Here is an 11600-nt window from a genome sequence, read left to right on the forward strand (position 1 = left end):
GAAGCCTCCCAATTACTTGGGGTCAGTATCTCCTCCCTTCGACGATGGGAATCAGACGGAAAAATCAAAAGTATCCGTACCCCAGGAGGACAACGCCGCTACTGTCTCGAAGACTACGAGCCGGAAAGTAAGTCCATTATCTGTTACGCCAGAGTTTCCACTCACGGGCAAAAGGACGACCTCGAAAGACAAGCTGAATTTCTACGCTCAAAATATCCCAGAGCCGAAATTATTACAGAGATTGGAAGCGGACTCAATTTTAAACGGGAGCGATTCCTCTCTATTCTGGAGCGAATACATCAAAGAAATGTCGCACTGCTTGCCGTTGCCTACCCAGACCGGCTGGCTCGATTCGGTTTCCCCCTTATTGAGTGGCTCTGTGAGCAATGTGAATGCAAACTCGTGGTTCTCAATGAATCTAAGCTCTCTCCCCAGGAAGAACTCATCCAAGATATTTTGTCCATCCTCCACTGTTTCTCTGCTAGGTTTTACGGACTGCGAAAATACCAAAAGCAAGCCGAAAAAATCCTACAAGAAGAACCCACGCAATCGCTCCTTCAAGGAGAAGCCCAACAGTGTCTCAAGGATCAGGGTCTTTCCCTCTAAGGAGTTGCACAAGGTCTGGAAACAATGGTTAGCGGCTTATCGCTGGCTCTATAACCAGACGATTGACCTGCTTGGCTCGGGAGCAAAGCCTAATATCTACGAGATGCAAGCCACCCTGCGTTCTTTTCCCAAACCAGATTGGGTGAAGGCGTTACCAGGACATCAACTTCAAGAGGCAGTGGCGGACGCTTGTGACGCTTATCAGCAAGCATTGGCCAATAATGGCTCGGCTCGTTTTAAGTCCTGTCGTGCCACCTCTCAGGTAATTAAATTTAAGCCAGGGAATTTCAAGAACGGGACTTGGTATCCGAGAGCAACTAAAGGACTATCCTTTACTTCTCCCCAAGAAATTCCTACTGCTTGCGAGTACGGCACTCAATTAGTTTATTGTCGTCATCAATGGTTTGCTTGTTTTCCGACCTTAAAACCTGTTCAGGTGACTCTTGAAAAGCGAGTGATTGCCCTAGACCCAGGCGTAAGAACTTTTTTGACGGGCTATGACGGAGAAACCATCTTGGAAGTTGGCGGGAAAGACATCGGAGCAATACATCGTCTTTGCCTGCATCTCGACCAACTTTGTTCAAGGATTAGCACATCGAAGTCACAACGCCAACGCTATAAAATGCGTAAAGCCGCTAGTCGGTTACGGGGTCGTATCCAAAACTTAGTCAAAGACCTTCATGCCAAAACTGCTTCTTTTCTAGTAAGGCACTATAAGGTAATCTTTTTACCGACCTTTGAGACAAGTCAAATGAGTTCAAAGTCCACTAGAAAAATTCAGCGCAAGTCGGTACGCAGCCTCTTAACCTGGAGTCATTACCGATTTGCTCAACACTTACAGCAGGCGGCAAACCGACAGGGAGTTTTGGTGGTTCGTTGTAACGAGTCCTATACCTCAAAAACTTGCCCGGAATGTGGTCATATCCACGAAAAATTGGGTGGTTCAAAAACTTTTAAGTGCCCTCAGTGTGGTTATCAAGCCCCAAGAGATTGGCACGGCGCACGGAATATAATGTTTCGTGCTTTGCAGGCAACAGCCGTCATCTTTCGGGATGATGCCGTACTTTTTCAAGGTTTGGGTAGCGATACTCAGCTTTGCTTAGGTTAAATGTTGCACATAACGCACTGATCTTTATCAATAATTTTTGTAGCCTGAGCAACATTTGTAGGAGAACATAAATGAATATTGCTGTAGTGGGCTTGAGTCACAAGACAGCCCCTGTGGAAATTCGCGAAAAATTGAGTATCCCGGAAGCGAAAATCGAGTCCGCTCTTACCCACCTCAAGGGTTATCCCCATATCCAAGAGGTGGCTATTATCAGTACCTGTAACCGTTTGGAGATCTACGCCGTGGTTACGGATACGGAAAAGGGCGTGGTAGAAATTACCCAGTTTCTCGCTGAAATCGGGCATATTCCCCTTAATGTCCTGCGTCGTTATCTGTTTACCCTGCTGCATCAGGATGCTGTCCGTCATCTGCTGCGGGTGTCGGCCGGTTTAGAAAGTCTTGTCCTCGGTGAAGGGCAAATTCTCGCTCAAGTTAAAAATACCCATAAATTAGCCCAGAAGTACAATACTATTAGTCAATTACTCGATCGCCTGTTTAAACAAGCGATGACTGCCGGTAAACGCGTCCGCACGGAAACCAGCATCGGCACGGGAGCCGTATCGATCAGTTCGGCGGCGGTGGAGTTAGCCCATGCTCAGGTGGCAGACCTCAGCAGCAAGAAAATCGCTATTATCGGGGCAGGGAAAATGTCCCGATTATTAGTTACTCACCTTCTGGCTAAGGGTTCTCAGCAAATTGCGATCATCAATCGCTCCCAAAGACGGGCCCAGGAGTTGGCCCGTGAATTTCCTCACCTACCGCTGCAACTATATGGCTTAGAAGAAATGATGGCTATCGTAGCGGCATCGGATATCGTCTTTACCAGCACCGGAGCCACGGAACCAATTTTAACTAAAACTTTATTGACAGAAGTGACGATTTCTGCTATGTCCCTGATGTTAATCGATATTTCCGTTCCCCGCAACGTCCATACCGACGTGAAGGAATTGGCACAAGTGCAAGCTTTTAACGTCGATGATCTCAAAGCGGTGGTTGCCGCCAATCAGGAAAGTCGCCGTCAGATGGCCAGGGAAGCAGAGGCACTCCTAGAGCAGGAAGTGGAAGCTTTCGAGCTTTGGTGGCGTTCTTTGGACACTGTACCGACAATTAGCTGTTTAAGAAGCAAAATTGAAGATATTCGCGAACAGGAATTAGAAAAGGCCCTCTCCCGTCTGGGGACGGAATTCGCCGAAAAACACCAAGAAGTTATCGAAGCGATGACCCGCGGTATCGTCAATAAAATCCTTCACGAACCCATGGTACAACTGCGCGCCCAACAGGATATCGAAGCGCGCAAGCGCTGTTTACAATCCCTGCAAATGCTCTTTAATCTCAGTGTCGGGGAGGAATATAGTTAGGGGCCGACAATTGACAAAAATTAAGGGCGATTCTATTGGTCTGTCAAGGTGATTTTGAGGGACTGGGAGCGGATAATTTTGCCGGATTCCCCTATCCACAATTTCAAGATTGACAGACCACTAGACTTTTGGCTGTAGAAATGCGGTAATATCCACCTCAGTGGAATAGTAGAAAGCCTTCTGCGGTAATTATGCCCAAATTGAGGGGGTGTTTAACTGATGGAAGTAGGACAGAGGAGGGTGCGGGACCGCAGGGAGCGGTATGATTAATAGTTAGACTCTCAAAAACTGAGTTCTCTCTTTCACAGAGTCGTCATCAATTCCATTGTTAGCTCGTTATACTTGGAAAAGCATACTAAGCCTGAGTAATATGGAAAACCTTGCAGAAAAAGTAGCCTTAGCAGAAAAAGTAGCCTTACTCGAAAAAGCAGTCTCAGATGAGAGAAAAAGGCTGTCGTCTGATAGACTTGACATTTCTTTTGGGGAGTTGATCAACCTCTACAAAAATAATGAATTAATAATTAGACCAGAGTATCAGAGATTATTCCGATGGTCAGAAGCACAAAAAACTGCACTTATAGAATCGATTCTACTCTCGATTCCAATTCCTCCAATATTTGTGGCCGAGGATAAAAACGGTGTATGGGAATTAGTCGATGGATTGCAACGTGTTTCTACTTTCATAAGTTTTTTTGGTGAACTAAAAGGTAGTGGATGGACAATTGACTATCAAGAAGATATAGACAGATCAGGAGTCGAAGAAGAAGAAGAAGAAGAAATTGATGAGGAAAACGGGGAAGAAACTGGAGAGAGAAAAACTATAAATAAATGGACTTTGCAAGAAGGAGGATTAGTTAAAAGCTTGAAAGGCTTTAATATTGACAATCTTCCAACAAATCTAAAAATAAACTTGAAAAGGGCTGTTTGTAGAGTTGAAATTTTGAGAGGAGAAAGTAGTACCTCCATGAAGTATGAGTTGTTCAAAAGACTCAACTCTGGAGGTTCAAAATTAACTCCACAGGAGATAAGAAATGCAATTTATCGAGGGGTTAATCCTAGGCTTAACGAGCTTTTACTAAAAGTTAGTCAAAGCGAAGTTTTCAAATCTCTTACTCAATTAAGTAATGGCAAACTTAATGAATTATATGATCAAGAATTAGTTCTTAGGTTTTTTGCTTTCTACAAAAATGCTGAAAATGTTAATGAAAATATGGAGAAGTTTTTAAACGATTTTATGGAGAAAACTGTTAAGAACGCTAGTTTTGAATATGATGTTTATGAATCTCTCATCATGAGAGTTTTAGAGTTAATTTACAAAATAGAAGACAACAAGATATTTAGAAACGAGAGAAACTTATTTGTTCCAGCTTATTTTGAGGGGATATTAATCGGAGTTGCTCAAAATATCGAGACGTATGCTGAAAACCTTGAACTTTTGAAATCAAAGATAACACAATTAAAAAGTGACAACGACTTCAAAAGATATTCTGGAACCGCTTCTAATAGTAGAAGTCGGATTAGAAATCGTCTTAAAAGAGTAGATGAAATTTTTCAATAATAAACTTAGCAATAGGCTATGGATGATTTTGATAGGGCATTGCAAGAGATTATTGAAGAGAGAATATCTGTTCTTTTCGAAATTGAGAGAGCAATTTTTACGAGAAGGTACTCTCTATCTTCAAAGCATCAAGACATTTTCTCAACTCAATCAATATCGATGATTTATTCTTTATGGGAAAGCTTTATCCAAAAATCTTTCAACCTCTATATTGATGAACTTAATAATGTTGGCAGAGATCTTCATGATTTTTGCGATGAAATAGTTATTCACCACATGGAAAACTCCTTTAAACAGTTCAAGGAATATCCTACAAATGACAATAGAAAAGTAAGTTTTTTTGCTTCACTTAAAGCGTTTCACGCTAGGGATAGCTGCACTATTTCAAGAGTTGTTAATACCGAGAGTAATGTTGGTTTCAACGTCTTAAACAAATTACTCAAGAGCTTTGCACTTGAAAAGTTTCCAGAACATTGGAAGAATTATGCACATCCGAATCCTAATTTAAAGGAATCCTTAGAGTTATTTCTGCGGTTACGCAATGCTGTAGCTCATGGAGGTGATTTAGCACCAAAGGATAGGATTGACCAACAAGTCTATGTCAGATTTAAGAATTTGGTAATAGATTTGATGTACGAAATCCGATTGAAAATGTTGTATGGTCTTAAACATGAAACATTTTGTAAAAAATAGCAGGTAATAGTGTGATCGCCAATCTGGTCGGGTGCTTTAAGTTAACGCATCCTTGAGTGGAATACTAAATCCAGTTATTAAAAACTGATTATTTATTCTCCCCTTTGCATTAGTGCCTCTTGCATGAGTGCCTGTCTTGATATGTAGCCTATACTCAACGGATTTAGTATAACTCGTTCACTGGCTCGATGGGTATTAACGGGAAGTTGACGCAAAAATAAAAGCTTTTTTGCATAGTTATCTTGAATAGATACTAACAAATCATCAGAGGAATTACTACAGTGATGGCATAACCAAGGCGCAAAAGAAGTTAAGAGAATTGTCAAGTTATCTCCTGATAGTTAATTAGGATGATCAACAAAAAAGCGATCGAAGGGACAAAAATTGCTACAATAACTGACGTGACCTCAATTAAAGACGAGATTGATAGCCTATGCAACGCCGTGAATTTTTGCTGCTCAGTGGCAGTTTAGGCGGTTTTAGCTTGGCAGCTTGCGCTCATCAAATTTTACAGCCTGTTACTTCCAAAAATCCCCCTGAGTCGGCTGTTAAACAAGCACAAAAAGCGAAAAAAGTCAAGATAATCGTGATTAGTGACCTTAATAGTCAATACGGTTCCACTACTTACGATCCCGAAATCGATCGAGCTATCCCTTTAATTATCAATAATAAACCCGATCTGGTTCTCTGTGGTGGCGACATGGTGGCAGGACAAAAAAGCAGCTTGACAGAGGCAGCAATTAACGCCATGTGGTCAGCCTTTGATCACCATATCGCCGCACCCCTGCGAGCTGCTAAAATACCTTTTGGTTTTACCATCGGTAATCATGACGCTTCTGGAGCTTTATCGGCAGGAAAATTTATCTATGCTAAAGAGAGAAAATTAGCCCAAGATTATTGGCAAAACCCCCAACATGATACAAGTTTAAATTTTATCGATAAAACCAGCTTTCCTTTTTATTATACTTTCACTCAAAATGGTATATTCTATCTAGTTTGGGATGCCTCCACTCATTTAATCTCTGGGGAACAACTAAATTGGGCAGCTAAAAACTTGAGTAGTACCGACGCTAAAAATGCTAAAATGCGGCTAGTAATCGGTCATTTACCCCTCTACGGTATTGCCGTGGGCAGAAATCGACCGGGGGATTATTTAGCCGATGCCGAGAAATTAAGAGCCTTTTTAGAGGGCTATCAGGTGCATACTTATATTAGTGGCCACGCTCACGCTTACTATCCGGGTAAACGGGGGCAATTACAATTATTACACACGGGAGCTTTAGGCAGTGGACCGCGACGGTTATTGAACAGTGAACAAGCGCCCAGAAAAACCCTAACAATTGTCGATATTAATCCCAATCAACAGGAAACAGTTTACACCACCTACGACATGAAAACCCAAGAGGCGATCAATATTACCAGTTTACCTCCTTTGATTATGGCTCCCAACGGGCAAGTTTTACGTCGAGATATTCCATCGGTTAACTAGAAAGGAATTCCCATAATGGCCACTGTCATCAGCACCGTTAATATGAAAGGAGGAGTAGGAAAAACTACCCTGACCGTCAACCTTGCCACCTGTTTAGCTAAATTTCAGCAAAAACGAGTCCTTGTCCTCGATTTAGACGCTCAAATCAGTGCGACTCTTAGCTTAATGTCTCCCCACGAATTCGCTCAACTGCGTCGCAAAAAACGCACTTTAAGCTATTTATTAGAAGCAATTATCAAACCCAATCCCTACAATAAATTAACTATTGATGATATTATTGTCCCTTCAGTCTGTGAAATACAAGGCTTAGATCTACTGCCAGGAGACATCGAACTTTATGATGAATATGTCGTCTCAGAAACTCTGCACCACCAAGCAATTTTACAGGAAGATTTAGGCTTTGATCATGCTTGGAATAATCTGGAAAGAATCTTAATTCAAAAAATCATTGATCCCATTCAAGACCGTTACGATTATATTATCATGGATTGCGCTCCGGGCTATAATCTTTTAACTCGTAGTGGTCTATGTAGCAGTCATTTTTATTTACTACCTGCCCGTCCCGAACCTTTATCAATTGTCGGCATTCAGCTATTAGAAAGAAGAATAGTTAAACTGAAAGCTAGTCATCAAGAAACCGAACCGATTAACCCCGGTTTACTCGGTATAGTTTTTATTCTTTCTGGTGGTGGCCTACTCAGTCGCTACTATAATCAAGTCATGCGCCGGGTACAACAGGATTTTCAAGCCCATCAAATTTTTGCTAATGCGATTCCTATGGATGTTAATGTAGCTAAAGCTGTTGATATGTTCGTGCCTGCGGTGGCAGCTATGCCCTCTTCTAGTGGTTCCAAAGCTTTTATGAAACTCACAGAAGAATTCTTGATGAAAGCCAAAAAATAGGAGATAATTACTATGGTCATTGAGTGGTTAGAATTTCAAGTTAAACCCGAAGCTAGGGAAAAATTTATCCAAAAAGATCAAAAAATTTGGACAAAGTTTTTAGCAAAACAACCTGGTTTTTTAGGTAAAGAAATTTGGATTAATCCCGCCATCGAGGCAGAATTAATTATCGTTGTCCATTGGCAAACGAAAGAACAGTGGAAAGCTATCCCCCAAAATTTACTTGATGACACCGAGGCCAAATTTTCCCTAGCCATGGGAAAAGATAATTATCAATTACTCAAAGTCAAGGAATTTCAGGTCAGAAAATTTCGAGAAAATTGTCAGAACAATTTAGAATCTATGGGGACCTGATAAAAAATCAATTCATCTTTTTGTCCCCTGTCAACCTAGCCAAACTTGTCATGAGGGGCTAAAGTGTGCTATAAGCAATCAGACCCTGCCCTGGTCTTTATTCTTTCCGATTAGGTAAATTACTGATGACTGAAGCTAAACGCGCCCTAATTACCGGCATCACCGGCCAAGATGGTTCCTATCTGAGCGAATTATTATTAGAAAAAGGTTATCAAGTCCACGGTATCATCCGTCGTACCTCAACCTTTAACACCGATCGCATCGATCATATCTACACTGACCCCCACCAGCCCGATACTAAATTATTTCTTCATTATGGCGACCTCACCGACGGCACGACCCTGCGGCGTATCCTCGAACAAGTGCAACCAGTAGAAGTGTATAATTTAGGGGCCCAATCCCACGTGCGAGTTAGTTTTGATGCCCCAGAATACACCGTCGATGCTGTGGGGGTGGGGGTCTTAAGATTACTAGAAGCAATTCGGGATTACCAAAAAAGAACCGGCATCGAAGTCCGTTTCTATCAAGCAGGTTCCTCGGAAATGTTCGGGAAAGTCATGGAAGTTCCCCAAAAAGAAACCACGCCATTTTATCCCCGCAGTCCCTACGCTTGTGCGAAAGTTTACGGTCACTGGCAAACGGTCAACTATCGGGAATCCTACGACTTATTTGCCTGTAACGGCATTTTATTTAACCATGAATCCCCCCGTCGTGGAGAAACTTTTGTCACGCGCAAAATTACCCGCGCTTTGGCCCGAATTATTGCCGGACAACAGAAAAAACTCTATTTAGGAAATCTCGATTCTAAACGGGATTGGGGTTATGCTAAGGATTATGTGCGGGCGATGTGGTTAATGTTACAACAGCAAGAACCGGATGATTATGTAGTGGCGACAAATGAAACCTATTCTATCCGGGAGTTTCTCGATATTTCTTTCCAATACGTTAATTTAAATTGGCAGGATTATGTGGAGTTTGATGAACGTTATTTGCGTCCGGCGGAAGTGGATTTATTGATAGGAGATTCCACAAAAGCCAGAGAGAAATTAGGCTGGCAGCCGTCGGTAACGTTCGAGGGACTGGTAAAATTAATGGTAGATGCGGATTTAGCGGCTTTGGGGATTAATCTTAATAACGGTGGTGATAGCGGACAGTTATTAAAAGATTTGGCTTATCTTCGCAATCGTTCAATGACAACTGTGGATTAAAGAGGTAAAAATATGCTGAATTTAAGCGAACAAAGAATCGTTGTCACTGGGGGGGCCGGATTTTTAGGTCGGCAAGTAGTTAATCAATTAATTGCAGCGGGGGCAAATCCCGAAAAAATTACAATTCCTCGGTCAAAGGATTGTGATTTAAGAGTTTGGGAAAACTGTCAACGTTTAGCCGACCAAGAAGATTTAATTATCCATTTGGCAGCCCATGTGGGAGGCATCGGTCTCAATCGGGAAAAACCCGCCGAATTATTCTATGATAATTTGATGATGGGAACCCAATTAATTCACGCTGCCTATCTAGCAGGAGTGCAAAAATTTGTCTGTGTGGGGACAATTTGTGCCTATCCAAAATTTACTCCAGTACCTTTCCGTGAAGACGATTTATGGTCAGGATATCCCGAAGAAACCAATGCGCCCTATGGTATCGCTAAAAAGGCTTTATTGGTACAATTAGAGTCTTATCGTTTGCAGTATGGTTTCAACGGAATTTATCTTTTACCGGTGAATTTATACGGGCCAGAGGATAATTTTGATCCGGGTAGTTCCCATGTAATTCCTGCTTTAATTCGCAAGGTTTATGAGGCACAACAACGGGGGGATAAACAACTTCCTGTCTGGGGAGATGGTAGTCCAACCCGGGAGTTTCTCTACTCCACCGATGCAGCGCAAGGCCTTGTCATGGCCAGTCAATTCTATAATGAATCAGACCCGGTTAATCTTGGTACAAATTATGAGATTTCTATCAAGGATTTAGTTGAATTAATCTGTGATTTAATGGGTTTTGATGGCGAAATTGTTTGGGAAATAGATAAACCGAATGGTCAACCGCGACGCTGTTTAGATACAACCCGCGCTAAGGAAAAATTCGGTTTTGTTGCCCAAATGGAATTTAAAGAAGGTTTGCAGAAAACCATTGAATGGTATCGGCAAAACGCCGCCTAGGTTATATTTTTGGTGTGTTAGATAAATAACTAACACACCAGATTTTTTTAAGGTTACTGACCAGTAAAATCAGAACGAAGGGTTAATTTTAAATCTTCCTTGGGGTTAATTGACAATAATTCCACCGATTCTCCTCGTAATAACCAACCGGCTAATGCTTCTAATCCCCCTCCTCGCAATAATCCCTCGCTAACCGGTTGGTCAGAAGTAAAAGAAGCGAGGACAGAAGCGGCCGATTTTCCTAATACTGCACCCTGAATAATTTTGTCGGGGTTAACTCCTTTAATTATCCTTTCTAGACGAGTGAAAACTGCTGAAATAGCATCAATAGATTTTTCTTGGGGTTGACGGGTTTTTAAAAAGATTTTTTGGGATAGAAAACGCGAACCTTGACCATTGGGTTTAATTTCTCCGATAATCTGACTACCATCGGGAATAATTATCTGTCCTTGGGAATTTTTGATATTATCAGTTACGGTCAAAGATAAAGAAAAAGTTTCTTCTTTGGTTAAAAGAATTTTTTCCCCTTGCTCGTATTTTACAGGGATGTCTGTGCCGGCAGGAATTAATCGATCATTCCCCAAAGGAATCGGTTTAATCGGGTTAATTGGGGCGAATTGACGTGCGATCGCAGGAGTCAAGGAGAGGGAGACCACAACGAAAGAAGCACTTAAAAGCATTGTTAATAGGGTCAGAGGATGATGACGACCCTGCTTTTGAAAATTTAGCATCTTACCCTTGAGTTTCCTAGTGGGAGCGAATTAAAGACAGAGACGAAAGCAGAAAAAGGTTTGTTTCCCAGGCAGAAAATGCGGTAAAAAGGAGAACTTTAGCCAAAAATAACTGATATTTCCTACTAATTGCCAGTTATTAGTTTATCTGGTCTATTGAAACGCCAAAACTCTTGATTTGTCCGCAGTTCTTAGTTTGGCACGGTTAATGGAGAACAACAACTATTTCTGGGAGAATTATAGGTTCAATCCTATCAAAAAAAAATCACCCGATCGAATTAAAATATGTGAAAAAATGTAAAAATTGTGACAAAAAACTGAAGAAACCTCAGTTAGGGTGATCATCACCATTCATCTGGAGCGTAGACGCGATCAAATCTAGAGCGTTTATCTTAATAGTGAGGTACGGAGTTTTCCTTTTGGAGAGTCGGTCAACGATAGCAAATCCCGTCTAACTTTAATTTTTGCTGTAGAGATTGCCGTCACTACAAGTCCCCCACCCCTATAGAACCCATTTGGGCTCTTTTATAATGTAGATGCCCTGGCTGAAAAGGTGAAGCGAAAACCTTGTCCATTATAGGTTTCAGGGGAGAGAGTCTCTAGCCTGCGCGAGCGGCAATACTTTAGTCTGAACCCCGTTT

11 protein-coding genes and 1 pseudogene are annotated in these 11600 nt (G+C 41.7%); 10 read left to right on the forward strand and 2 right to left on the reverse strand.

Annotated features, from left to right (window positions below; translation table 11 throughout):
* From EWV84_RS02845 to EWV84_RS02865, 5 genes are all read left to right on the forward strand, one after another.
* On the forward strand, positions 1 to 606 hold a 606-nt coding region (locus tag EWV84_RS02845; protein WP_287076314.1), incomplete at its 5' end, for an IS607 family transposase.
* Between the two features lie 4 nt (positions 607 to 610).
* Positions 611 to 1714, forward strand: a complete 1104-nt coding sequence (locus EWV84_RS02850) for an RNA-guided endonuclease InsQ/TnpB family protein (RefSeq protein ID WP_286826006.1) — start codon at positions 611 to 613, stop codon at positions 1712 to 1714.
* Between the two features lie 71 nt (positions 1715 to 1785).
* Positions 1786 to 3072 carry a glutamyl-tRNA reductase gene (locus EWV84_RS02855; protein WP_287076316.1) on the forward strand — a complete coding sequence of 429 codons (1287 nt, stop codon included), beginning with the start codon at positions 1786 to 1788 and terminating at the stop codon, positions 3070 to 3072.
* A 370-nt stretch (positions 3073 to 3442) separates the two neighbouring features.
* Positions 3443 to 4630: a GmrSD restriction endonuclease domain-containing protein gene (locus EWV84_RS02860; RefSeq protein ID WP_287076318.1), complete on the forward strand. Its 1188-nt coding sequence runs from the start codon at positions 3443 to 3445 to the stop codon at positions 4628 to 4630.
* A gap of 18 nt (positions 4631 to 4648) precedes the next feature.
* Positions 4649 to 5323, forward strand: a complete 675-nt coding sequence (locus tag EWV84_RS02865; protein WP_287076319.1) for an MAE_28990/MAE_18760 family HEPN-like nuclease — start codon at positions 4649 to 4651, stop codon at positions 5321 to 5323.
* A 167-nt stretch (positions 5324 to 5490) separates the two neighbouring features.
* Here EWV84_RS02865 and EWV84_RS02870 read toward each other — a convergent pair.
* Positions 5491 to 5649 (reverse strand): annotated as a pseudogene (locus tag EWV84_RS02870) (peptidase C15); the annotation flags it as partial.
* Positions 5650 to 5756: 107 nt separating this feature from the next.
* On the opposite strand from EWV84_RS02870, the gene EWV84_RS02875 reads away from it, so the two are divergent.
* The 5 genes from EWV84_RS02875 (at position 5757) to EWV84_RS02895 (ending at position 10228) form a co-directional block, all read left to right on the forward strand.
* Positions 5757 to 6812, forward strand: coding sequence for a metallophosphoesterase family protein (locus tag EWV84_RS02875; RefSeq protein WP_287076321.1), 1056 nt, complete (start codon positions 5757 to 5759; stop codon positions 6810 to 6812).
* A gap of 15 nt (positions 6813 to 6827) precedes the next feature.
* Positions 6828 to 7715, forward strand: a complete 888-nt coding sequence (locus EWV84_RS02880) for a ParA family protein (RefSeq protein ID WP_287076323.1) — start codon at positions 6828 to 6830, stop codon at positions 7713 to 7715.
* 12 nt (positions 7716 to 7727) lie between these two features.
* Positions 7728 to 8069: a TIGR03792 family protein gene (locus EWV84_RS02885; protein WP_287076325.1), complete on the forward strand. Its 342-nt coding sequence runs from the start codon at positions 7728 to 7730 to the stop codon at positions 8067 to 8069.
* 125 nt (positions 8070 to 8194) lie between these two features.
* Positions 8195 to 9277, forward strand: a complete 1083-nt coding sequence (gmd, locus tag EWV84_RS02890; RefSeq protein ID WP_002798501.1) for a GDP-mannose 4,6-dehydratase — start codon at positions 8195 to 8197, stop codon at positions 9275 to 9277.
* A 12-nt stretch (positions 9278 to 9289) separates the two neighbouring features.
* On the forward strand, positions 9290 to 10228 hold the full coding sequence (locus EWV84_RS02895; protein ID WP_287076327.1) for a GDP-L-fucose synthase family protein: 939 nt from the start codon (positions 9290 to 9292) through the stop codon (positions 10226 to 10228).
* A gap of 53 nt (positions 10229 to 10281) precedes the next feature.
* Here EWV84_RS02895 and EWV84_RS02900 read toward each other — a convergent pair whose 3' ends face one another.
* Positions 10282 to 10959: a hypothetical protein gene (locus EWV84_RS02900; RefSeq protein ID WP_287076330.1), complete on the reverse strand. Its 678-nt coding sequence runs from the start codon at positions 10957 to 10959 to the stop codon at positions 10282 to 10284.
* Between the last annotated feature and the right edge of the window lie 641 nt (positions 10960 to 11600).

Origin of the sequence: Microcystis sp. M_QC_C_20170808_M3Col (assembly GCF_007095505.1) — a bacterium.
Classification (GTDB): domain Bacteria; phylum Cyanobacteriota; class Cyanobacteriia; order Cyanobacteriales; family Microcystaceae; genus Microcystis.

What these genes read in the sequence shown, in the direction of transcription:
- EWV84_RS02855 (WP_287076316.1), top strand. Translation starts at nt 1,786, where the DNA reads ATGAATATTGCTGTAGTGGGCTTGAGTCACAAGACAGCCCCTGTGGAA.
- EWV84_RS02860 (WP_287076318.1), top strand. Translation starts at nt 3,443, where the DNA reads ATGGAAAACCTTGCAGAAAAAGTAGCCTTAGCAGAAAAAGTAGCCTTA.
- EWV84_RS02865 (WP_287076319.1), top strand. Translation starts at nt 4,649, where the DNA reads ATGGATGATTTTGATAGGGCATTGCAAGAGATTATTGAAGAGAGAATA.
- EWV84_RS02875 (WP_287076321.1), top strand. Translation starts at nt 5,757, where the DNA reads ATGCAACGCCGTGAATTTTTGCTGCTCAGTGGCAGTTTAGGCGGTTTT.
- EWV84_RS02880 (WP_287076323.1), top strand. Translation starts at nt 6,828, where the DNA reads ATGGCCACTGTCATCAGCACCGTTAATATGAAAGGAGGAGTAGGAAAA.
- EWV84_RS02885 (WP_287076325.1), top strand. Translation starts at nt 7,728, where the DNA reads ATGGTCATTGAGTGGTTAGAATTTCAAGTTAAACCCGAAGCTAGGGAA.
- gmd (WP_002798501.1), top strand. Translation starts at nt 8,195, where the DNA reads ATGACTGAAGCTAAACGCGCCCTAATTACCGGCATCACCGGCCAAGAT.
- EWV84_RS02895 (WP_287076327.1), top strand. Translation starts at nt 9,290, where the DNA reads ATGCTGAATTTAAGCGAACAAAGAATCGTTGTCACTGGGGGGGCCGGA.
- EWV84_RS02900 (WP_287076330.1), bottom strand. Translation starts at nt 10,959, where the DNA reads ATGCTAAATTTTCAAAAGCAGGGTCGTCATCATCCTCTGACCCTATTA.